Origin of the sequence: Serratia sp. 4542 (genome assembly GCF_016805595.1) — a bacterium.
Taxonomy (GTDB): domain Bacteria; phylum Pseudomonadota; class Gammaproteobacteria; order Enterobacterales; family Enterobacteriaceae; genus Serratia; species Serratia nevei.
In genome coordinates this window covers 138,954-161,669 of record NZ_RXKV01000009.1, presented here as the reverse complement: position 1 = coordinate 161,669, position 22,716 = coordinate 138,954, and the positions used below count along the sequence as shown (strand labels likewise).

The window sequence follows — 22,716 nt, the reverse complement described above, 5'->3', positions numbered from 1 at the left end:
CTGCGAAAACGAGAGTGACGATGATACCACCTGAGGCAGCGACGGCTGTGAGGCGGCGGGCAGAAGTGGGGAAATCGGGGCAAAAAAAACGGGGCGCGGCGCAGGCCGGACCCCGTGTTTATCAACGCGCGCGCATCAGTTGCGGAATGGGTTGCCGCTGTTGCGTGCCGGTTGGCTGACGGCCGGTGCCGCAGCGCGTGTGGCGCTTGGTGCCGGCGCGGCGACCTGTTGCATCGGCGCGTTGTCCTGGTAGCCGTCCGCGTAGGCGTCCTGAGAGCGGTTCTGCGGCGCGACGGCGTCAGGCGCGGTCGACACCGGTTTGCCCAGTGCGCCGTTCAGCGTTAGCAGATCGTTCTGGTTCAGCGTGCCGAGCGCCGACTTGATGTTCAGCTGGTTGATCAGGTAGGTATAACGCGCGCTGGAAAGCTGCTGCTTGGCGTTATACAGGGTACTGGTGGCGTTCAGTACGTCGACGATGGTGCGGGTACCGACCTGATAACCGGCTTCCATCGCATCCAACGAGCTCTGCGCGGAGATCACTGCCTGTTTGTAGGCGTTGATGCTGCTGATCGAGGCGTTGACGTTGTTGAACGACGAACGCACGGTCTGCACTACGCCGCGGTGGGCGCTTTCCAGCTGCTCGCTGGCGCCGACGAAGCCGTACTGCGCCTGTTCCACCTGCGAGTTGGTTGCGCCGCCGCTGTACAGCGGCAGGCTGATCGAAACGCCAACCTGGTTTTGGCCGGCATCAGAATTGCTGTAACGGCTGGAGCTCAGCGTGTCGTGAGTCGCGGAACCGTTGTAACGGGTATTGGTGATCCCGGTCGACGCATTCAGGTTGACCGTTGGCATGTAACCGGTCTGCGCAGAACGGATCTGCTCGCGCGCCAGGTCCTGGCTCAGACGGGCAGACAGCAGGCTCAGGTTGCGCGCTTCCGCTTCTTTCAGCAGGTTGTTTACCGCTTCCGGGCGCTGGGTATTGAAGCGATCGGTATTCAGCGAGGCCAGCTCAGGATAGAAGGTGCCGGTGATCTGGCGCAGCGATTCCAGCGCGTTGTCCAGGTTGTTGCGGGCGGTGACTTCGGCCGCCAGCACGGTATCGTAGGCGGAACGGGCGTTCTGCACGTCGGTGATCGCCACCAGGCCTACGTTGAAGCGTTGGGTGGTTTGATCCAGCGTGCGGTAAACCGCTTGTTTGTTCGCCTGGGTATAAGAGAGCGTGTCAATGGCGCTCAGCACGTTGAAATAGGCGGTGGCGGTGTTGAGGATCAGCTGCTGTTCCGCGGTCTGGAAGGTCACGTCGGAGATGCCGGCGGTCTTTTCCTGCAGCGTCAGCGCACGCCATTTCGACATGTCGAAGATGGTTTGCGTCAGGCCGAGCGAAGCGCTGGTGACATTGCTGTTGACGCCGTTGCTGTCGCGATAGCCGTTGTTGTAGTTGTAACCGGCGCTCAGGCCGAGCTGCGGCAGCAGCGGGCTGCGCGCTTCATTGATCTTTTCGAATGCGGCGTCGCGGTCAGCAGCACTTTTGCGCAGATCCGGGTTACTTTCCCTGGCCTGTTTGTAGACCTGCAGCAGGTTCTCTGCCTGGCTCATTGCACTGAAGCCGCCCAGGCTCAGTCCGATAAGAAGGGGGAGCAGTTTCTTCATTTGCATTCCTTGTTGTGCAGCAATATTGCTATGTTAGCGCTGACGATAGACGAAATAGTTGCCGATTCTAGCAGAGTCTGCGGTACGCATCAGGTGGCTGAATGTGCCATCTCGCGTAACTTTTACCTTTCAGACCGCCCATTTACCTTGGCAAACTGCCCGGGTCGGCTGCAGCTGATATTATGGCTGACAATCCGGATTGTTTCCCACTATTACATGCGAGCGCACAAACGTGCCGCATCCGGCGGCGAAAAACAGCCTAACATAAAGCCGCGGCGGAGAGTCCCACTGTTTCTGTCATCAAAACCGTTTATTTTATCGGCATACTACGCAGGAGAATTCGCACATGAACCGTTCGCAGCCGTCACCCGTCACTTTCGATAAAAAAGATGTAGAAATTATTGCACGCGAGACGCTGTATCGTGGTTTTTTTTCACTCAATTTATACCGGTTTCGCCATCGCTTGTTCAATGGTGAAATGAGTCCTGAAATCACGCGTGAAATTTTCGAGCGCGGCCATGCGGCGGTGCTGCTGCCCTACGATCCGGTGCGCGACGAAGTGGTACTGATTGAACAACTGCGCATCGCCGCGGTCGATACCAGTAATTCGCCCTGGCTGCTGGAAATGGTGGCGGGTATGATCGAAACCGGCGAAAGCGTCGAAGACGTGTGCCGCCGCGAAGCGCAGGAAGAGGCCGGCGTGGTGGTCGGGCGCTGCAAGCCGGTGCTGAGCTATCTGGCCAGCCCGGGGGGCACCAGCGAACGTCTGTCGATCATGGTCGGCGAGGTAGACGCTGGCACCGCCGAAGGCATCCATGGCCTGGCGGAAGAACATGAGGATATCCGCGTCCACGTGGTCAGCCGCGAGCAGGCTTACCGCTGGGTGGAGGAGGGCGCGATCGATAACGCCGCATCAGTGATTGCATTGCAATGGCTGGCGTTGCACCATGAATCGTTGAGAAAAGAGTGGGCCAACTAATGAAACAGCGCTATACCCCTGATTTCCCCGAAATGATGAGATTGTGCGAAACCAACTTCGCGCAATTGCGCCGCTTGTTGCCGCGCAACGACGAAGCGGGCGAAACGGTGACTTATCAGGTGAACGGCGCCGGCTATCGTTTGACCATCGTTGAGTCCACGCGTTACACGTCGCTGGTGGAGATCGAGCAGATCTTTCCGGCGGTCAGCTACTGGAGCCTGCCCGCGATGACGGTGCGGCTGTACCATGACGCCATGGTTGCGGAAGTGTGTTCCAGTCAGCAGATCTACCGCTTTAAAGCGCGTTATGATTATCCTAATAAAAAGTTGCATCAACGCGACGAAAAGCATCAAATTAACCAGTTTCTTGCTGATTGGCTGCGCTACTGTTTGGCGCATGGAGCGATGGCGGTTCCGGTTTGTTAGACAGACTGAAATAACAAAGGACACCATTTGGAAAGCCTGTTTAAACTGCCCGTGGCGAGTGGGGCCGCGGTCAGGATTCTACAAATAACAGATACCCACCTTTTTGCCGGCGAACACGAGACGTTGCTCGGCATCAATACCTATCGCAGCTATCACGCGGTGCTGGACGCCATCCAGGCGCAGCGCCGCGATGTCGACTTGATCGTCGCCACGGGAGATTTGGCGCAGGATCATTCGCAGGAGGCGTACCGCCACTTCGCCGCCGGCATCGCGCAACTGCCGGCCCCCTGCGTGTGGCTGCCGGGTAACCACGATTTTCAACCGGCGATGGTCGACGCGTTGGCCGCCGCCGGCATTGCGCCTTCCAAACAGGTGCTGCTGGGCGACAGCTGGCAAGTGCTGATGTTGGATAGCCAGGTGTTCGGCGTACCGCACGGCGAATTGAGCGAATACCAGCTCGAATGGATGGAGCGCTGCCTGCAGGCTCACCCCGAGCGCTATACGCTGTTGCTGCTGCACCATCATCCGCTGCCTTCCGGCTGTACCTGGCTCGATCAGCACAGCCTGCGCAACCCGCATATGCTGGGTGCGATCCTGCTGCGTTATCCGAAAGTGAATACCGTAGTGTGCGGGCACATTCACCAGGATCTGGATCTGGAATGGCAGGGCCGGCGCCTGTTGGCGACGCCCTCGACCTGCGTGCAATTCAAGCCGCACTGCACGAACTTCACCATCGACGACGTCTCCCCCGGCTGGCGCTACCTCGATCTGTTGCCGGATGGCCGCGTCGAGACGCAGGTGTTCCGCCTGGAAAACGACGATTTCCGCCCCGATATGGACTCGGATGGATACTGATGCCTTCGACACTGCTCTACCTGCACGGTTTCAACAGCTCGCCGCAGTCGGCCAAGGCGGTGGCCTTCAAGGCCTGGCTGGCTGAGCACCATCCCGATATCCAGATGCTGGTGCCGCAGCTGCCGGCTTTTCCGGCGGAGGCCGCCGAGATGCTGGAGAATCTGGTGCTGGAGCGCGCCGGCCAAACGCTCGGGTTGGTCGGCTCTTCGCTCGGCGGCTATTACGCCACCTGGCTGTCGCAGTGTTTTTCGCTGCCGGCGGTGGTGGTCAACCCGGCGGTCAAGCCGTTTGAGCTGCTGGTCGACTATCTCGGCGCCAACGAGAACCCCTACACCGGCCAGCAATATGTGTTAGAGTCTCGTCACGTTTACGATCTGAAAGTGATGCAGATCGATCCCTTGGAGTCGCCGGATTTAATCTGGCTGCTGCAGCAAACGGGCGATGAAATTCTCGATTACGGCCAGGCAGTGGCGTATTACACCGCGTGTCGGCAAACGGTGGAGTCGGGTGGAAACCACGCCTTCGTCGGTTTCGAGCACTACTTCCCCCAGATTGTGGATTTTTTAGGGCTAAACGCGGTCTGACGGACCGTTCCGGCACCTCCCTTTAACCACGAAAAAATAATCAACGATGACTCAATCCAGCTATAACGCTGATGCCATTGAAGTACTCAGCGGTCTAGAACCAGTGCGCCGTCGTCCCGGCATGTATACCGACACGACGCGCCCAAACCACCTCGGCCAAGAGGTGATCGATAACAGCGTCGACGAAGCGTTGGCTGGTCACGCCAAGCGTATCGACGTGATTTTGCACGCCGATCAGTCGCTGGAAGTGATCGACGACGGCCGCGGCATGCCGGTGGACATCCACCCGGAAGAGGGCGTGCCGGCGGTTGAGTTGATCCTGTGCCGGCTGCACGCCGGCGGTAAATTCTCGAATAAAAACTACCAGTTCTCCGGCGGCCTGCACGGCGTTGGCATCTCGGTGGTCAACGCCCTGTCGAAACGGGTGGAAGTCAATGTGCGCCGCGACGGCAACGTCTACGGCATCGCCTTCGAAAACGGCGACAAGGTGCAAGATCTGACGGTGACCGGCACCTGCGGCAAACGCAATACCGGCACCAGCGTGCACTTCTGGCCGGACGAACAGTTCTTCGACAGCCCGCGCTTCTCGGTATCGCGCCTGACTCACCTGCTGAAAGCCAAAGCGGTGCTGTGCCCCGGCGTCGAGATCTATTTCATCGACAAGGTGAACAACACCGAACAGCGCTGGTGCTACCAGGACGGTCTGACCGACTACCTGATGGAAGCGGTCAACGGCCTGATTACCCTGCCGGAAGCGCCGTTCGTCGGCAATTTCGCCGGTGATACCGAAGCGGTGGACTGGGCGCTGCTGTGGCTGCCGGAAGGCGGCGAGCTGCTGACCGAAAGCTACGTCAACCTGATCCCGACCATGCAGGGCGGCACCCACGTCAACGGCCTGCGTCAGGGGCTGCTGGACGCGATGCGCGAGTTCTGCGAATTCCGCAATATTCTGCCGCGCGGCGTGAAGCTGTCGGCGGAGGATATCTGGGATCGCTGCGCCTACGTGCTGTCGGTGAAGATGCAGGATCCGCAGTTCGCCGGGCAGACTAAAGAGCGTCTCTCGTCGCGCCAGTGCGCGGCCTTCGTTTCCGGCGTGGTGAAAGACGCCTTCAGCCTGTGGCTGAACCAGAACGTTCAGGCGGCGGAACAGCTGGCCGAGCTGGCGATCTCCAGCGCCCAGCGCCGTCTGCGCGCCGCCAAGAAAGTGGTGCGCAAGAAGCTGACCAGCGGGCCGGCGCTGCCGGGCAAGCTGGCGGACTGCACCTCGCAGGATCTGGCCATGACCGAACTGTTCCTGGTGGAAGGGGACTCGGCGGGCGGATCGGCCAAGCAGGCGCGGGATCGTGAATATCAGGCGATCATGCCGCTCAAGGGCAAGATCCTGAATACTTGGGAAGTCTCCTCGGACGAAGTGCTCGCCTCGCAGGAAGTGCACGACATTTCCGTGGCGATCGGCATCGATCCGGACAGCGAAGATCTCAGCCAGCTGCGCTACGGCAAAATCTGCATCCTGGCGGATGCGGACTCCGACGGCCTGCACATCGCCACGCTGCTGTGCGCGCTGTTCGTGCGCCACTTCCGTTCGCTGGTGAAAGGCGGCCATGTCTATGTCGCCATGCCGCCGCTGTACCGTATCGATCTCGGTAAAGAGGTGTTCTACGCGCTGGATGAAGAAGAGAAAGCCGGCGTGCTGGAACAGCTGAAGCGCAAGAAGGGCAAGCCGAACGTACAGCGCTTTAAAGGGCTGGGCGAGATGAACCCGCTGCAGCTGCGCGAAACCACCCTCGATCCGAACACTCGCCGTCTGGTGCAACTGACGGTGGCAGAGGATGACGTCGATCAGACGCTGGCGGTGATGGACATGCTGTTGGCCAAGAAGCGTTCGGAAGATCGCCGCAACTGGCTGCAAGACAAGGGCGACATGGCCGAACTGGCGGTCTGAGCCTGACCCTGGCCCGGTGAAACGCCGGGCCTGCTTTCCCGCAGGGCGTTGCATGCGGCGCCCGTCAACCTGGGGCGAACCGCGTGAAGATCACCCTCGAAGAGCTGCTGGCGTTCACGGCGGTGGTCGACAGCGGTTCGGTCACCGCCGCCGCCGATCGGCTCGGCCAAACCACCTCCGGCGTCAGCCGCGCACTCAGCCGTCTGGAAACGAAGCTCGACGCTACGCTCTTGCGCCGCACCACGCGTCGCCTGAGCCTGACCGAAGAAGGGCAGAGCTTCCTGGCGCCTGCGCGAGAAATCCTGCGTTCGGTAGATCAGGCCGAAGAACTCATGGCGCTGCGGCGCCGGCTGCCCGCCGGTCGGCTGCGGGTCAACGCCGCCGCCCCTTTCATGGCGCACGTGCTGGTGCCGATGGTGGCGGAGTTCCGCCGCCGTTATCCGCAGATTGAGCTGGAGCTGGACACCGACGATCGCAATATCGACCTGCTGGAGAAACGCGCCGACATCGCGATCCGCATCGGCGCGCTGCGCGACTCTACGCTGCACGCGCGCCTGCTGGGCAACAGCCGGTTGCGCATTCTCGCCAGCCCGGATTACCTGCAACGGCATGGCGAACCGCGCGGCGTGGAAGATCTGCACCGCCATTGCCTGTTGGGATTCACCTATCCGGAGTCGCTGAACCAGTGGCCGCTACGCCACCGGCAGGCGCGGCATTTCGCCATCGAACCGACGATCTCGGCCTCCAGCGGGGAGACGCTGCGCGAGTTGGCGCTGCGTGGGGCGGGCATTGTCCAGCTGGCGGACTTTATGACGCGACGCGATCGGGAAGCGGGCAGGCTGGTGCCGCTGCTGGTGCGGGAGACGCTGGACGTGCGTCAACCGATCCACGCGGTGTATTACCACGACGCCCAGCTGGCGGCGCGCCTCACCTGTTTTCTCGACTACGTCAGCGCCCGCCTTGAGGGAGAACCGCCAGAGGCCGCAGAGGGCCTCTGAGGGGATTACAGTGCGTTTTCCAGCACGTAGATCTCGGTGCCCAGCACGTAGTCCTTGATGGTCTCGCGGTGCTTGAGCATATGGTCGATCTGCAGGTGTTTTTCCAGATGCGCCTGGCTTTGCCATTTTTCCAGCATAAACACCGAGTCCGGCGACAGTTTCTGCCAGGGGGCCTGGGTGTGGCTGTCTACCATCGGCGTGTATTCGCCGCAGCCTTCTTCCGCCAGCACCAGTGGCACCAGTTTTTCAATGGCTTGTAACACGGTGGCGCGGTGGCCGGGTTTGACTTTGATTTCTGCGATTACGGTGATCATCATTACCTCGTTGGTTAAGCCCTTCGCTGCCAGTTAAGCAAAAATTTCCGCCAGATGCTCGCGATAACGTGCGATGTCCGTTTCGATATCCGGTTGTTTTATCACGTCATTGCAGATAAAGGTTGGCAAGGCTTCCATCCCCAGGAACTGGTTGGCCTTGTGGAAGTGCAGGTAAACGCCGTCGACGCCGACGCCGTGGAAGAACTGGTTCGGATCGGTGAAAGCCTCGAGCGGGGCGTTCCAGGTCAGGCTCAGCAGGTATTTTTTTCCCTGAATCAGGCCGCCGGAACCGTACTTCTTGCCGGCGTCGGAGCGGGTGCGGCCATCGCTGGCGTACAGGCTGCCGTGGCCGGCGGTGAACACTTCGTCGATGTATTTTTTCAGGATCCACGGCTCGCCCATCCACCAACCCGGCATCTGATAGATGACCGCATCGGCCCACAGGTATTTCTGCACCTCGGCCTCGATGTCATAGCCGTCGTCGACCTCCGTGACCTGCACATCGTGCTGCAGATCGCGCAGGAAGCTTTCCGCCACGTCGCTCAGGGTTTGGTTGAGTTCGCCGTTGGAATGGCCGAATTGCTTTTTAGCGTTGATAATCAGGATATTGCTCATCTTTTGCGGCTCCCGTCAGAGTTAAGATAGATGCCGTTTTCCGCTGCGGTGCGCAAAAACAGCTTGCTGAACGAGAGTGTAATCGTTGGCCAGGCAAGTAAAAACGTGACGGCAGGCACAACAGTGTTGATTCTTAATCAACAATCACGGTGGGATTTTGCCTAAACGCCCCGGCGACAGCGCCTTCGGCCGGCGATCCTTGCGCCAACTGTGACAGCCACCCCGCAGATGGGTTACTATCGCGGGCAGAATCGACAAGCGATGCCTTATTGTCGTCCAGGGATTGCCAAGCCACGGTCTGAGGATAATTGAGTAATGAGTGATCTGACTCATGACGGTGTAGAGCGTTTACCGCTGCACACATTCACTGAAAACGCCTATCTGAACTATTCCATGTACGTCATCATGGATCGGGCGTTGCCGTACATTGGCGACGGCTTGAAACCGGTACAACGCCGCATCATCTACGCCATGTCTGAGCTGGGGCTGAACAACAGCGCCAAATTCAAGAAATCCGCCCGTACCGTGGGCGACGTGCTGGGTAAATACCACCCGCACGGCGACAGCGCGTGTTATGAAGCCATGGTGCTGATGGCGCAGCCGTTCTCGTACCGCTATCCGCTGGTGGACGGCCAGGGGAACTGGGGGGCGCCGGACGATCCCAAGTCGTTTGCGGCGATGCGTTATACCGAATCGCGCCTCTCCAAATACGCCGAAGTGCTGCTGGCCGAGCTGGGGCAGGGCACCGTCGACTGGATCCCGAACTTTGACGGCACGTTGCAAGAGCCGAAGATGTTGCCGGCGCGCCTGCCGAATATCCTGCTGAACGGCACCACCGGCATCGCCGTCGGCATGGCGACCGACATTCCGCCGCACAACGTGCGCGAAGTCGCGGCGGCGGCGGTGGCGCTGCTCGACAAGCCGGGCGCCTCGCTCGATGACCTGCTCGAATTCGTGCAGGGGCCGGACTTCCCGACTGAAGCCGAGATCATCACCCCGCGCGATGAAATCCGCAAAATTTACCAGAGCGGCCGCGGCTCGGTGCGCATGCGCGCCGTGTGGAAGAAAGAAGACGGCAGCGCGGTGATCACCGCCTTACCGCACCAGGTGTCCGGCGCCAAGGTGCTGGAGCAGATCGCCAGCCAGATGCGCGCCAAGAAGCTGCCGATGGTCGAAGATCTGCGCGATGAATCCGACCACGAAAACCCGACGCGTCTGGTGATCGTGCCGCGCTCCAACCGTATCGATCTGGAACAGGTGATGAACCACCTGTTCGCCACCACCGATCTGGAGCGCAGCTACCGCATCAACATGAACATGATCGGTCTGGATAACCGCCCGCAGGTCAAAGGGCTGGTGGAGATCCTCACCGAATGGCTGGCCTACCGTCGCGACACGGTGCGCCGCCGCCTGAACTACCGCCTCGAGAAAGTGCTGAAACGCCTGCATATCCTCGAAGGTTTGCTGGTGGCGTTCCTCAACATCGACGAGGTGATCCACATCATCCGCAGCGAGGATGAACCGAAGCCGGTGCTGATGCAGCGTTTCGGCATCTCCGACACCCAGGCGGAAGCGATCCTCGAGCTGAAACTGCGTCACCTGGCCAAGCTGGAAGAGGTCAAGATCCGCGGCGAGCAGGATGAGCTGGCGAAAGAGCGCGATCAGTTGCAGGCGCTGCTGGCGTCCGAGCGCAAGCTGAACACGCTGATTAAGAAAGAGATCCAGGCCGACGCGCAGACCTACGGCGACGATCGCCGTTCGCCGCTGACCGAGCGTGCGGAAGCCAAGGCGATGAGCGAGCACGACTTCGTGCCGTCCGAGCCGGTGACCATCGTGCTGTCTGAAATGGGCTGGGTGCGCAGTGCCAAGGGCCACGACATCGATCCGGCCGGCCTGAGCTACAAGGCCGGCGACAGCTTCCGCGGCGCGGCGCGCGGCAAGAGCAACCAGCCGGTGGTGTTCATCGACTCCACCGGGCGCAGCTACGCGCTCGATCCGATGACGCTGCCTTCGGCGCGCGGGCAGGGCGAGCCGCTGACCGGCAAGCTGACGCCGCCGCCGGGCGCCACCATTGAGCAGGTGCTGATGGCGGCCGACGATCAGAAGCTGCTGATGGCGTCCGATGCCGGTTACGGCTTCGTTTGCACCTTCAACGATCTGGTGGCGCGCAACCGCGCCGGCAAGGTGATGATCACGCTGCCGGACAACGCCAGGGCGCTGCCGCCGATGGAGATCCACGGCGCAGACGACATGCTGCTGTCGATCACCGCCGCCGGGCGCATGCTGATGTTCCCGGTTGCCGATCTGCCGCAGCTGTCGAAGGGCAAAGGCAACAAGATCGTCTCCATTCCGGCAGCCCAGGCGGCGGCCGGTGAAGACAAGCTGGCCTGGCTGTTCGTGCTGCCGCCGCAGGCGTCCGTCACGCTGCACGTCGGCAAACGCAAGCTGACGCTGCGGCCGGAAGATCTGCAGAAGTTCCGTGCAGAGCGCGGTCGCAAGGGCACCCAGCTGCCGCGCGGACTGCAGCGTATCGATCGCGTTGAAGTGGATGCGCCGGTGCGGGCGTCGGGCGGCGACAGCGAAGAGTAAGCGTTGGCGCTAGCGTTAACGGGCGGTCGCAGCATGCTGTGGCCGCCTTATTTATTTTTGCTGGCGTTTATTTTCCAAATAGTTAACATTTCTGCGCATAAAATTATTGTGCGTATTGCCGGCTGGCGGGAAAATAGCGAGAAAGGCAGGCGACATCGGCGTGCTTATCGCCTGGCCGGCAAATAATGAGTAAAGGAATCTGCGCAGCGAAGTAAACTGCGTTGGCAGTGTGCTAATGAGGTTGTTATGTTATTGATTTTGCGTGCCGTTCTCGCCACTCTTTTCTGTATTCTGGTGTGTATTTTCGGTTCTGTTTATTGCTTGTTCAGCCCGCGCAATCCCCGCCATGTGGCGACCTTCGGCCACCTTTTCGGCCGCCTGTCGACGCTGTTCGGCATCAAGGTTGAAACCCGCGTGCCGGCCGATGCGGCCAACAACGGCAACTGCATCTATATCGCCAACCACCAAAATAACTACGACATGGTGACGGCCTCGAATATCGTGCAGCCGCGCACCGTGACCGTCGGTAAAAAAAGTCTGGTGTGGATCCCGTTTTTCGGCCCGCTGTATTGGCTGACCGGTAATCTGCTGATAGATCGTGATAATCGCGCCAAGGCGCACGGCACCATCGCCCAGGTGGCGGAGCAGTTCAAAAAGAAAGACATTTCGATCTGGATGTTCCCGGAAGGGACCCGCAGCCGCGGTCGCGGGCTGATGCCGTTTAAAACCGGCGCGTTCCACGCGGCCATCGCCGCCGGCGTGCCGATTGTGCCGATCTGCGTATCGACCACCAGCGGTAATATAAATCTTAATCGCTGGAATAACGGTCATGTGATCGTCGAGATGTTGGCGCCGGTGGATACCAGCAAATACGGCAAAGAAAACGTGCGCGAGCTGGCGGCCCATTGCCGCGAGCTGATGGAGGCGAAGATCGCCGAATTGGACGCCGAAGTCGCCCAGCGCAACGCCGCCAAAAAATAAGAGTCTACCGGCTTCAAAGAATACGTTTTTAATTGGCGTTCAGCGCCGTTAACGCCTGAGCGCCTGCTAATCTTGATTGGCGGGCGTTTGGGTTTTGCACACGGTTTAGTTATTGCTTTTCATGGAGAAAATATGTCACTCAGTCGACGTCAGTTTTTACAGGCATCGGGCTTGGCGCTGTGCGCGAGCGCCGTGCCGCTGAGGGCAGAGGCGAGCGGAACGCAGACCCCATTACCCATTCCGCCGCTGCTGGAGTCTCGCCGCGGTCAGCCGCTGTTCCTGACCCTGCAGCGCGCCCACTGGGCGTTTATGGATAACCGCAAAGCGGCGGTGTGGGGCGTCAACGGCATGTATTTGGGGCCGACGGTGCGGGTTTACAGCGGCGACGACGTCAAGCTGATCTACAGCAACCGCCTGCAGGAGCCGGTGGCGATGACCGTCAGCGGGTTGCAGGTGCCGGGCACGCTGATGGGTGGCGCGCCGCGCATGATGTCGCCGAACGTCGACTGGTCGCCGGTGCTGCCTATTCGTCAGGCGGCAGCCACCTGCTGGTACCACGCCAACACGCCGAACCGCATGGCGCCGCACGTTTACAACGGGCTGGCCGGGCTGTGGCTGGTGGAAGATGCCGTCAGCAAAGCGCTGCCGCTGCCCAACCACTACGGCGTCGATGATTTCCCGTTGATCATTCAGGACAAGCGCTTCGATAACTTCGGCACGCCGCAATACGATGCGCCGTCGCAGGGCGGCTTCGTCGGCGATACGCTGTTGGTCAACGGCGTGCAAAACCCGTATGTCGAAGTGTCGCGCGGCTGGGTGCGTTTGCGCCTGCTTAACGCCTCCAACGCGCGCCGCTATACCCTGCAGCTCAGCGACGGGCGCCCATTCAACGTGATCGCCAGCGATCAGGGCTTCCTGCCCGCGCCGGTCGCGGTGCAGCAGCTGTCGCTGGCGCCGGGCGAACGCCGGGAAGTGCTGATCGACATGTCGAAGGGCGACGAGGTGACCATCACCGCCGGTGAAGCGGCGGGCATCATGGATCGCCTGCGCGGCCTGTTCGAGCCGTCGAGCATTCTGGTGTCCACCCAGGTGCTGACGCTGCGCCCGACCGGCCTGCTGCCGCTGGTGACCGACAACCTGCCGATGCGCCTGCTGGCGGATCAGCTGTTGGACGGCAGCGCCAGCCGCACCCGCGATTTCCGCCTGGGCGACGGCGGCGTTGGCATCAACGGCGCGATTTGGGACATGAACCGCATCGACGTGCAGGCGCAGCAAGGCACCTGGGAACGCTGGAACATTCATGCGGATACGCCGCAGTCATTCCATATTCAGGGCGTGCAGTTCCTGATCAAACGCGTCAACGGCGCGCAGCCGATGGCGGAAGATCGCGGCTGGAAGGACACCGTCTGGGTCGATGGCGACGTCGAGCTGCTGGTGTATTTCAACCAACCTACCTCCGAACACTTCCCGTTCCTGTATTACAGCCAGACGCTGGAAATGGCCGATCGCGGCACCGCCGGCCAGCTGATGGTGCAGCCGACGATGTAATCTGCGCTGCGGGCCGCTTACGGCGCCCGCAGCATCTCCAAAAAGGCCTGCACCACCGGTGTGATGCTGTCGGCGCGGTAAACCGCATACAGATCCGCCGGCGGCGCCTGTTGCAGCGAGCAAAAGCGGACGCCGGGCCACGGAATGCGGCCGTAGCTGTCCGGCAGCAGCGTAATGCCGCAGCCTTCCGCCACCAGCGCCAGCAGGGTTTGCGGCTCGTTGACCTGATAAGCGACGTCCGGCAGGAATCCCTGCTGCAGACACAGATTGTGCAGATACAGCCCCAGGCTGGCCTCATGCGGCGGCAGCACGATGAAGCTATCGTTCTGCAGCGCCGCCAGCGGGATGTTTTCCTGCTGCGCCAGCGGATGATCGAGCGGCAGCACCACGGCGATGCTTTCGCTCGCCAACCGTTGGCAGGTCAACCCCGGCAGCGTCTGCTGCTGCGCCTCTCGCCAGACCCCGATATCGATATGCCGCTTTTGCAGCGCGGCGATTTGCTGGCTGGGCGTCAGCTCGTTCAACGACCAGGTGACGCCGGCGCTTTGCTCGCTGAACCGCCGCAGCGCCGCGATCAGGCCGCCCCAGGCCGAGGTGCCGACCATGCCGACCACCATGTGGCCGCCTTCGCCGCGCCCCATCTGTTGCACCTGATGCAGCGCGCTGTCGGCCTGATCCAGCAGCCGCTCGACGTTGCGCAGCAGCGTGCGGCCGGCCGGCGTCAGCGTCATGGAGCGGGTGGTGCGTTTGAACAGCACCACGCCGAGCTGGCTCTCCAACTCCTTGATGTGCTTGCTGAGCGGCGGCTGTGACATATTCAGCCGCCGAGCCGCCTGGGTGAAGTTCATCTCTTCCGCCACCACGCGGAAATAGTGCAGCAGGCGGAAGTTAATCCGGCCGGGATCGGGCAGGGCATGGGGCTGATTCATCCGGGATATCGTCTCCTTGTGACGCAGCTCAACTTATAGGTAAATGGAATAAATCGGCCGCCAAGAATGTATTGGTCTCGGCTGAGCCTCGCTCTCTACTATGGGGATTATTATCCCCCGCTGAAAGAGAGAATACGATGTTTAATCAAGAAGATGCTTTTACCTGCGCCGATGTCGTCCGCGCACGCCTGCCGGATTTCCAGCCGAAAGCGGCCTTGATTCTCGGCTCCGGGCTCGGCGCCCTGGCGGAGGTGATGACCGAAACCGTCACCATCGACTACGCGGAGCTGCCGGGCTTTCCTGTGAGCGGCGTCGCCGGCCATGCCGGGCAGCTGGTCGCCGGCAAGCTGGAGGGCGTACCGGTATTGTGCATGAAAGGGCGCGGTCATTTCTATGAAGGGCGCGGCATGCAGGTGATGACCACCGCAGTGCGCACCTTCAAACTGCTGGGCTGCGAATTCCTGCTGGCGACCAACGCCGCCGGTTCGCTGCGCCGCTCGGTGGCGCCGGGCAGCCTGGTGGCCATTACCGATCACATCAACTTCATGCCGGAATCGCCGCTGGTCGGCGTTAACGACGAGCGCTTCGGGCCGCGCTTCTTTAGCCTGGCAAACGCCTACGATCGCGATCTGCGCGCCCAGCTGGCGGCGGTGGCCGAAAGCGCGGGCATCCCGCTGGCGGAAGGGGTATTCGCCGCCTACACCGGGCCGAATTTCGAAACGCCGGCGGAGATCCGCATGATGCAGACCCTGGGCTGCGACGTGGTGGGGATGTCGATCGTGCCGGAAGTCCTGACGGCGCGCCACTGCGGCCTCAAGGTGCTGGTGGTATCCGCGATGACCAACTACGCCGAAGGGCTGTCGGATACGCCGCTCTCCCATGAACAAACGCTCAGCTGCGCGGCGCTGGCGGCGGACGATTTCATGCGCCTGATCCGCGAGCTGTTCAAAACGCTGTAATAGCGCAAGCAAACCGGCGGCGGGCTGCAGGGGGCCTGCCGTATCAATCATCGTTGAAAGCATAATAACAAGGTGATGGCGATGGCGATAAAAACACGATTGAAAGTCATGATTTTCCTGCAGTTCTTTATCTGGGGTGCCTGGCTGGTGACGCTGGGCTCCTACATGATCAACACGCTGCATTTCAGCGGCATGCAGGTGGGGATGGTTTACAGCGCCAAAGGCATCGCTGCGCTGATCATGCCGGGGCTGGCGGGCATCATTGCCGATCGGTGGATGAAGGCCAACTCTCTGTATGCGCTTTGCCACCTGCTCGGGGCGCTGGCGCTGTACTGCGCGGCGCAGGTCGAGCAACCGATGCTGATGTTCTGGGTGATGCTGTTCAACGCCATGGTCTATATGCCGACCATCGCGCTCTCCAACGCCATTTCCTATTTTTGCCTCGAGAAGCACGGCTTTGACACGGTGAAGGACTTTCCGCCGGTGCGGGTGTACGGCACGGTGGGGTTCATTCTGGCGATGTGGCTGGTCGGCTTTAGCCAAATCGAGCTCAGCAATCTGCAGCTGTACCTGGCTTCTGCGGCGTCGCTGCTGCTGTCGGCCTATTCGCTGACGCTGCCGCGCTGCCCGACCAACCGCGCGGCCGAGTCAAAGAGCTGGGTGAGCGTGCTGGGGCTGGATGCGCTGGTGCTGTTCCGCCAGCGGCGCATGACGCTGTTTTTCCTGTTCGCCATGTTGCTTGGGGCGGCGCTGCAGATAACCAATACCTTCGGCAACCCGTTCCTGCACGATCTGTCGCTCAATCCGCTGTATCAGGACAGCCTCAGCGTCCGGTATCCGGCGGTGCTGCTGTCGCTGTCGCAGATCTCTGAAGTGTTCTTTATCCTCACGATTCCCTTCTTCCTGCGTCGTTACGGCATCAAGCAGGTGATGCTGATCAGCATGGCGGCCTGGACGCTGCGTTTCCTGTTCCTGGCGTACGGCACGCCGGTCGGCTTTGGTTTCGTTCTGCTGCTGCTGTCGATGATCGTCTACGGCTGTGCGTTCGACTTCTTTAATATCTCCGGCGCCATCTTCGTCGAGAAAGAGGCCGATCACCGCATCCGCGCCAGCGCGCAGGGGCTGTTCATGACCATGGTGAACGGGTTGGGCGCCTATCTGGGTGCGCTCGCCAGCGGCGAGGTGGTGGACTTCTTCAGCCATGACGGCGTGAAAGACTGGCAGAGCATCTGGCTGATGTTTGCGCTGTATACGCTGGTGCTGGGGATCGTGTTCGCGTTGAGCTTCAACTACCGCCACTCGCCGCAGGAGAGCGCGGTGGCGGCGCAGTAAGGCAGGGGGCGCAGCCTGGCTGCGCCCTGAAACGTCAGGCCTGCGGGAAGCGCTGTTGCAACTGCTGCCAGTCCGGCGGATTGGCGGCCCCGAGGCTGGCCACCACGCAAGCGGCGACCCGGTTGGCCAGATCGACCGCCTGCGGCAGCGGCCAGCCGGCGGACAGGCCCGTCAGTAAACCGGCGCAGTGGGCATCGCCCGCGCCGATGGTGTCGACCACGTCTACCGGATAGGCGGGAACGTGCAGCGGCGGCGTGCGGCCGTCGCAGATCCACGCGCCGTCGCGATCCAGGCGGCAGATCAGCGTCAGGTTGCGGGCGGCGGCATAGCGCTGCGCGGCCTCCACGGCGTCACCGGCGCCGCACAGCGCGGCCACTTCGTCGCGGTTGAGCGTCAATAGGGTGTGGCTGTCGCTGAGCATGGCGAAGAAATCTTCGCTGAGCTGAGCGATGCGCGGGCCGGGATCGATCAGGCGCGGTTGGTCGAACGGCATGCGCGTCAGCCACTCGCGCAGCGCTTCGCCGCTTTCACCCGCCAGCTCGTAGCCGCTGGCGTAGATCAGGGTGTGCTCCGTCAGCGGCAGCGTCGCCAGCTGCGCTTTATTCCATTGGCTTTCGCAGCCGGAAACCGTGATGAAGGTGCGTTCACCGTTCGGTTCCACCAGCGCCAGGCACCAGCCGTTGTCCATCTGGCCGTGGCGCAACAGCACCTCCAGCCCCAGCTCGCCCATGGCGGCTTCGGCAGCCGCGCCCCATTCGCCGTTGCCAACCGGCATGCCGTTAATCACCGGCGTTTCGAGGCGCACCAGCGCGCGCGCCACGTTGAACGCGCAGCCGCCGATTTGCCGCGCCTGCGGCTGGGCTTCGATATCTTCGCCGCTGGTCGGCAGGCGCGGCAGCGTCATCACCAGATCGCCGACCGCGCCCCCAATAACCAGGACAGGTGTTACAGCTTCCCACTCACTCATTGATGTTCTCTGCGTTGGGTCAGGTACAGACCGTAAGCGATCAGACTCACCGCGAACGACACAAACAGCCCCAGGCTGGAATCGGCGAACAAGCCTTTGGCCAGCGGGCCGTCGATAAAACCGGTTTTGGTGACCAGCAGGCCGCACAGGGCGCCGAGGAACCAGCAGAACAGCGGGGCTTTGCGCACGCCGCGGTTCTGGCCATGCAGGCCGTACAAAGCGTTGCCATCATACCCGTGGCGGCGGCGCAGGCACAGGTAATCGAGCAGGAAAATCGCCTCCCAGGCCGCCAGGAAGACGCCGCAGAACACCAGGAAGGAGATGAACGGCCCCATGAAATCGCCGGAGATGAACAGCACATACAGGGCGATGCCCAGCACTACGACCGCGTCGATCGACACCGCCAGCCACTGTTTGACCTGCACGCCGATGGTCAGCAGGTTAAGGCTGGCGGAATACAGGCTGAGCACCGCGATGGTGACGATGCCGGCGGTGGCGGCCAGCAGATAAGGGATCGCCATCCAGGCGGGCAGCACGGAGCCTATCAGCGCGATGGGGTTGGCGGCGCTGGCCAGATCGGGCAGCTGCACGGAAAGCAGGATGCCGGCCAGCATCAGCAGCATCAGCGGCAAACAGGCGCCGCCCATTACCGCGGCGAAAATGCTTTTGCTCGACGAGCTCGGGCTTTGATAGCGGCTGTAATCGGCGCCGGCAATCGCCCAGCTGATGCCGGTGCCGGCGGCGATCACCGATACTGCCGGCAGGAAGCCGGTCAACCAGCTGCCGGAAGGCAGCGCCAGCACCTGGCTCCACTCGGTGTTGAACAGGATATAGAGCACCACGATCAGCGTCATGGTGCCGAAGATGCGGCTGAACCAGCTTTGCATCCAGACCACGGTATTTTGCCCCAGCAGGCTGACGACGACAGTGAGCCCGCCGAACAGCAGCAGGCTGAGCGCGGTCAGCAGGTGGCTGCTACCCAACCCGAAGGCCTCGAACAGCGCCGCCAGCGTCAGGGTGCCGGTGATCACATTGACCGCTTCCCAGCCCATCAGGTTGATCCAACTGAACAGGGTGGGCGCCACGTTGCCCTTCAGGCCGAAAATCACCCGTGAGAGCGTCAGCGTAGAGGTGCGCCCGCGCTTGCCGGCGAAGCTGGTGAGGCCGACCAGCACGAAGCTGGCGACGCCGAGCAGCGCGGCGAGTACCGATTGCAGGAAGGATAAGCCGAAGCCGACGATAATGGCGCCGTACACCACGCCGAGAATGCCGATATTGGCCGCCGACCAGATCCAAAACAGCTCGATGGGCTTGCCGGTCTGTTCCGCGTCCGGCACCCGATCGATACCGGTGCTTTCTACCTTCCATGCTTCATTGCGATTGATATCGGTCATAGCAAATGATCCCTGTAGCGCAGGGCCGCGAGGGCCGCCGCAGTTGACTGAAAATCGATTCCGTTGGCGCGGTTGACGCCGGCTATTCCGTTGTCGGTGAAGACGCCGATTCCGCGCAGTGTGTAGCGGCTGAGACCGCCGGGTCTGTCAAAATGAGGGCGGTATCCGCCTGATCGGGTGAGGCACGTCGGCCGCACGGCGCCAATGAGTGTAGTCAAAGAGTGGGTCTGCAGCGGGGTTTGGCGAAGCGGGAACGTTTCTATTTGCCGACATCGATCCGGTTCGCCCACCGCGAAGGGATCCTGTGATGCGGCTATGAGCAGTGAGCAAGCTATCCATTAGCTACGTTGCTTATTCTCGGCCGTTTGTGCTGACAGTATATGCCCGCTGCCGGCCATCAAGGGTATCCTTTAGGGCTGGCAGCGGGTTTTTTATTGTTTTTAAAGTGGGTCCCTGGTGTTGGTGCGATTGATGTATCAACATCAATAAGCACAGATTACGCGCGATCTAGATCCAATGAAAGTCCATTAGGCAAAAATTGTGATGCCACTCTGAAAACATTAGCGATATTTTAGTTAAGGTGAGGGGCTTATCGCCGGATCGGCGATAGGATAAAAAACGAAATCCAGACAAATGGCATAGGTAAGAGGGCGGGCGAATGACGGATTTTATGGCCTGGCTGCGTGGCCATCTGGCGCAGGGGGCGGTAGCGCCGCGTTATATTCAGCTGGCGACGGCGATAGAAACCGCAATCAGGCAGCAGGTGTTGGCGGCCGAGGCGTTTTTGCCGCCGGAACGGCAGATGGCGGAAGGCCTGGGGCTGTCGCGCGTCACCGTCAGCAAGGCGATGAAGCTGCTGGAGGAGAAGGGGCTGATTTCGCGGCAGCAGGGCGTTGGCACCCGCGTGGCGATGCGCATCGGCTATTCCCTCGATAAGGACAGCGGTTTCACCGCTCAGGCGCTGCGCCACGGCAGCAGCGTCAGTAACCGATGGTTGCTGCGCACCCGGGTCGGCGCGCCGGCCAAGGCCGCGGCGGCGCTGGGGCTGGCGGAGGGGGATGAGGTGATCAAACTGCGGCGTTTGCGCTTGCTGAACGGCAGCCCGGTCTCGCTGGAAACCACCTATATTCCGCCGCGCTTCCTGCCCGAACCGGGGCAGTTGGAGCATTCGCTGTATGCGTTATGGCAATCGCGCGGCATCGTGCCTGAAGATAAACACTTTCTGCTGAAGGCGGTGTCCTGCAGCGACGAGGTCGCCGAGCTGCTCAACGTGCCGTGCGGCGCGCCGTTGTTGCACATCACCCAGACCAGCCGCAATGCCCAGGGCGAGGCGCTGGAGTTCAGCGATATCCTGTGTCGCAGCGACGTTTATGAATTCGAAGTGAACGGTTAGCGAAATAACCATGCTCTTTTTGCTGCTAGTGCGTATAATCGCCGCCCGGCGATTAATTAACCTGTAAAAAGAGCAGCAGAATGAGCACCACCAGCCTGATCCAACCCGATCGTGAACTGTTTTCCTATAAGCCTTATTGGGCGGAATGTTTTGGCACCGCGCCGTTTTTACCGATGTCGCGAGCAGAGATGGATCAACTGGGCTGGGACAGCTGCGACGTGATCATCATCAGCGGCGACGCCTATGTCGATCACCCGAGCTTCGGCATGGCGATCATCGGCCGCATGCTGGAAGCGCAGGGCTTCCGCGTCGGCATCATCGCGCAGCCGGACTGGAGCAACAAAGAAGATTTCATGCGGTTGGGGAAACCGAACCTGTTCTTCGGCATCACCGCCGGCAACATGGACTCGATGATCAACCGCTATACCGCCGATCGCAAACTGCGTCACGACGATGCTTACACCGCCGGCAACGTCGGCGGCAAACGCCCGGATCGCGCCACCCTGGTCTACAGCCAGCGCTGCAAAGAAGCCTATAAAGACGTGCCGATCGTGCTGGGCGGCATCGAAGCCAGCCTGCGCCGCATCGCCCACTACGATTACTGGTCGGATACCGTGCGCCGCTCGGTGCTGGTGGATTCCAAAGCCGACATGCTGATCTACGGCAACGGCGAACGTCCGCTGGTGGAAGTGGCGCATCGCCTGGCCGCCGGCGAGAAGATCGGTGATATCCACGATATTCGCAATACCGCAGTGATGCGCAAAGAAGCGCTGCCGGGCTGGAGCGGTGTGGATTCCACCCGCCTCGACAAGCCAGGCCGTATTGAAGCTATCCCGAACCCGTACGGCGACGATCTGCCGTGCGCCGACGGCGCCAAGCCAAAAGAGCCGGAGGCCAAGCCTGTCACCGTGCGCGCCGCCAAGCCGAAGCCGTGGGAGAAGACCTACGTGCTGCTGCCGTCCTTCGAGAAAGTGAAGGGCGACAAGGTGCTGTATGCGCACACCTCGCGCATTCTGCACCATGAAACCAACCCGGGCTGCGCCCGCGCGCTGATGCAGAAACACGGCGATCGTTACGTATGGATCAACCCGCCGGCGATCCCGCTGACCACGCCAGAGATGGACAGCGTCTTCGCGCTGCCTTATCAGCGCGTGCCGCATCCGTCCTACGGCCAGGATCGCATTCCGGCCTATGACATGATCCGTTTCTCGGTGAACATCATGCGCGGTTGCTACGGCGGCTGCTCGTTCTGTTCGATCACCGAGCACGAAGGGCGCATCATCCAGAGCCGTTCGGAAGATTCGATCGTTCGCGAAATCGAAGAGATCCGCGACAAGGTGCCGGGCTTTACCGGCGTGATCTCCGATCTCGGCGGCCCGACCGCCAACATGTATATGCTGCGCTGCACCAACCCGCGCGCCGAGCAGACCTGCCGCCGCGCCTCGTGCGTGTATCCGGAGATTTGCACCTACATGGACACCAACCACGAGCCGACCATCAAACTGTATCGCCGTGCGCGTTCGCTGGAGGGCATCAAGAAGATCCTGATCGCTTCCGGGGTTCGTTACGATCTGGCGGTGGAAGATCCGCGTTATATCAAGGAGCTGGCGACCCACCACGTCGGCGGCTACCTGAAGATCGCGCCGGAGCACACCGAAGAAGGGCCGCTGTCGAAGATGATGAAGCCGGGCATGGGCAGCTACGATCGCTTCAAGCAGCTGTTTGATCACTATTCGAAGCAGGCGGGCAAAGAACAGTATCTGATCCCGTACTTCATCTCGTCGCACCCGGGCACTCGTGATGAAGACATGGTGAACCTGGCGCTGTGGCTGAAGAAGAACCGTTTCCGCCTCGATCAGGTGCAGAACTTCTATCCCTCGCCGATGGCCAACTCCACCACCATGTATTACAGCGGCAAAAACCCGCTGAGCAAGGTGGGGTACAAGAGCGAAGACGTGGTGGTGCCGCGCGGCGATCGCCAGCGTCGCCTGCATAAGGCGCTGCTGCGTTACCACGACCCGGCCAACTGGGCGCTGATCCGCACCGCGCTGGAAGAGATGGGGCTGAAGCACCTGATCGGCAGCCGCCGCGAGTGTCTGGTGCCGGCGCCGAGCATCGACGAGCAGCGCGAAGCGAAACGCCTGCAGCGCCATACCCGGCCGGCGCTGACCAAGCATACCGATATCAATCGGCAGCGCACGCCGTCCAACCGGCCGCCGCGCAAACCGATTCGCAAAGCCAAGCCGTAACGGCCACGCCGCG

General features: G+C 61.3%; 19 protein-coding genes. 13 read left to right on the top strand and 6 right to left on the bottom strand.

What is annotated here, in order from left to right:
* Nucleotides 1-135: 135 nt before the first annotated feature.
* On the bottom strand, nucleotides 136-1,650 hold the full coding sequence (tolC, locus tag EKL15_RS11460; RefSeq protein WP_070915375.1) for an outer membrane channel protein TolC: 1,515 nt from the start codon (nucleotides 1,648-1,650) through the stop codon (nucleotides 136-138).
* A 346-nt stretch (nucleotides 1,651-1,996) separates the two neighbouring features.
* On the opposite strand from tolC, the gene nudF reads away from it, so the two are divergent.
* The 6 genes from nudF to EKL15_RS11430 all read left to right on the top strand — a co-directional run bounded on the left by nudF (nucleotide 1,997) and on the right by EKL15_RS11430 (nucleotide 7,433).
* Complete coding sequence (gene nudF, locus EKL15_RS11455) at nucleotides 1,997-2,629, top strand: ADP-ribose diphosphatase (RefSeq protein ID WP_004937242.1); 633 nt, start codon at nucleotides 1,997-1,999, stop codon at nucleotides 2,627-2,629.
* Entirely contained in the window at nucleotides 2,629-3,054 is a 426-nt protein-coding gene (locus EKL15_RS11450) for a DUF1249 family protein (RefSeq protein ID WP_004937244.1), read from the top strand. The genes nudF and EKL15_RS11450 overlap by 1 nt, the downstream gene beginning before the upstream one ends.
* A gap of 27 nt (nucleotides 3,055-3,081) precedes the next feature.
* Nucleotides 3,082-3,909: a 3',5'-cyclic-AMP phosphodiesterase gene (gene cpdA / locus EKL15_RS11445; protein WP_033636061.1), complete on the top strand. Its 828-nt coding sequence runs from the start codon at nucleotides 3,082-3,084 to the stop codon at nucleotides 3,907-3,909.
* On the top strand, nucleotides 3,909-4,493 hold the full coding sequence (yqiA, locus tag EKL15_RS11440) for an esterase YqiA (RefSeq protein ID WP_038879469.1): 585 nt from the start codon (nucleotides 3,909-3,911) through the stop codon (nucleotides 4,491-4,493). The genes cpdA and yqiA overlap by 1 nt, the downstream gene beginning before the upstream one ends.
* A 46-nt stretch (nucleotides 4,494-4,539) precedes the next feature.
* Nucleotides 4,540-6,435, top strand: a complete 1,896-nt coding sequence (gene parE, locus EKL15_RS11435; protein WP_025304305.1) for a DNA topoisomerase IV subunit B — start codon at nucleotides 4,540-4,542, stop codon at nucleotides 6,433-6,435.
* Between the two features lie 83 nt (nucleotides 6,436-6,518).
* The gene (locus EKL15_RS11430; protein ID WP_060424765.1) at nucleotides 6,519-7,433 is read left to right on the top strand and encodes a LysR substrate-binding domain-containing protein; all 915 of its coding nucleotides are present in this window, start codon (nucleotides 6,519-6,521) and stop codon (nucleotides 7,431-7,433) included.
* Between the two features lie 5 nt (nucleotides 7,434-7,438).
* On the opposite strand, the gene EKL15_RS11425 is transcribed toward EKL15_RS11430, so the two are convergent.
* Together EKL15_RS11425 and EKL15_RS11420 are read right to left on the bottom strand one after the other, a co-directional pair.
* Nucleotides 7,439-7,747, bottom strand: coding sequence for a putative quinol monooxygenase (locus EKL15_RS11425; RefSeq protein ID WP_033638602.1), 309 nt, complete (start codon nucleotides 7,745-7,747; stop codon nucleotides 7,439-7,441).
* Between the two features lie 33 nt (nucleotides 7,748-7,780).
* Nucleotides 7,781-8,362, bottom strand: a complete 582-nt coding sequence (locus EKL15_RS11420) for an NAD(P)H-dependent oxidoreductase (protein ID WP_100395893.1) — start codon at nucleotides 8,360-8,362, stop codon at nucleotides 7,781-7,783.
* Nucleotides 8,363-8,677: 315 nt separating this feature from the next.
* On the opposite strand from EKL15_RS11420, the gene parC reads away from it, so the two are divergent.
* The 3 genes from parC (at nucleotide 8,678) to ftsP (ending at nucleotide 13,480) form a co-directional block, all read left to right on the top strand.
* Nucleotides 8,678-10,951 (top strand): DNA topoisomerase IV subunit A, encoded by a 2,274-nt coding sequence (parC, locus tag EKL15_RS11415; RefSeq protein ID WP_025304301.1) that lies wholly within the window; start codon nucleotides 8,678-8,680, stop codon nucleotides 10,949-10,951.
* A gap of 246 nt (nucleotides 10,952-11,197) precedes the next feature.
* Complete coding sequence (locus EKL15_RS11410; protein WP_004937266.1) at nucleotides 11,198-11,932, top strand: 1-acylglycerol-3-phosphate O-acyltransferase; 735 nt, start codon at nucleotides 11,198-11,200, stop codon at nucleotides 11,930-11,932.
* 132 nt (nucleotides 11,933-12,064) lie between these two features.
* The gene (ftsP, locus tag EKL15_RS11405) at nucleotides 12,065-13,480 is read left to right on the top strand and encodes a cell division protein FtsP (protein ID WP_049198460.1); all 1,416 of its coding nucleotides are present in this window, start codon (nucleotides 12,065-12,067) and stop codon (nucleotides 13,478-13,480) included.
* Between the two features lie 17 nt (nucleotides 13,481-13,497).
* Here ftsP and EKL15_RS11400 read toward each other — a convergent pair whose 3' ends face one another.
* Entirely contained in the window at nucleotides 13,498-14,409 is a 912-nt protein-coding gene (locus EKL15_RS11400) for a LysR family transcriptional regulator (protein ID WP_060419760.1), read from the bottom strand.
* A 137-nt stretch (nucleotides 14,410-14,546) separates the two neighbouring features.
* On the opposite strand from EKL15_RS11400, the gene xapA reads away from it, so the two are divergent.
* Together xapA and EKL15_RS11390 are read left to right on the top strand one after the other, a co-directional pair.
* Nucleotides 14,547-15,368: a xanthosine phosphorylase gene (gene xapA / locus EKL15_RS11395; RefSeq protein ID WP_060441014.1), complete on the top strand. Its 822-nt coding sequence runs from the start codon at nucleotides 14,547-14,549 to the stop codon at nucleotides 15,366-15,368.
* Nucleotides 15,369-15,449: 81 nt separating this feature from the next.
* Nucleotides 15,450-16,700, top strand: coding sequence for a nucleoside permease (locus EKL15_RS11390; RefSeq protein ID WP_100396073.1), 1,251 nt, complete (start codon nucleotides 15,450-15,452; stop codon nucleotides 16,698-16,700).
* Between the two features lie 34 nt (nucleotides 16,701-16,734).
* Here the strand turns inward: EKL15_RS11390 and EKL15_RS11385 are convergent, their stop codons facing one another.
* Nucleotides 16,735-17,667 (bottom strand): PfkB family carbohydrate kinase, encoded by a 933-nt coding sequence (locus tag EKL15_RS11385; protein ID WP_100395894.1) that lies wholly within the window; start codon nucleotides 17,665-17,667, stop codon nucleotides 16,735-16,737.
* Nucleotides 17,664-19,061, bottom strand: a complete 1,398-nt coding sequence (locus tag EKL15_RS11380) for a cytosine permease (RefSeq protein ID WP_100395895.1) — start codon at nucleotides 19,059-19,061, stop codon at nucleotides 17,664-17,666. The genes EKL15_RS11385 and EKL15_RS11380 overlap by 4 nt, the downstream gene beginning before the upstream one ends.
* A 658-nt stretch (nucleotides 19,062-19,719) precedes the next feature.
* Between EKL15_RS11380 and EKL15_RS11375 the strand changes: the two genes are divergently transcribed.
* On the top strand, nucleotides 19,720-20,454 hold the full coding sequence (locus EKL15_RS11375) for a GntR family transcriptional regulator (RefSeq protein ID WP_060424777.1): 735 nt from the start codon (nucleotides 19,720-19,722) through the stop codon (nucleotides 20,452-20,454).
* Nucleotides 20,455-20,534: 80 nt separating this feature from the next.
* Nucleotides 20,535-22,703 carry a YgiQ family radical SAM protein gene (locus EKL15_RS11370; RefSeq protein WP_060424780.1) on the top strand — a complete coding sequence of 723 codons (2,169 nt, stop codon included), beginning with the start codon at nucleotides 20,535-20,537 and terminating at the stop codon, nucleotides 22,701-22,703.
* The last annotated feature ends 13 nt before the right edge of the window (nucleotides 22,704-22,716 follow it).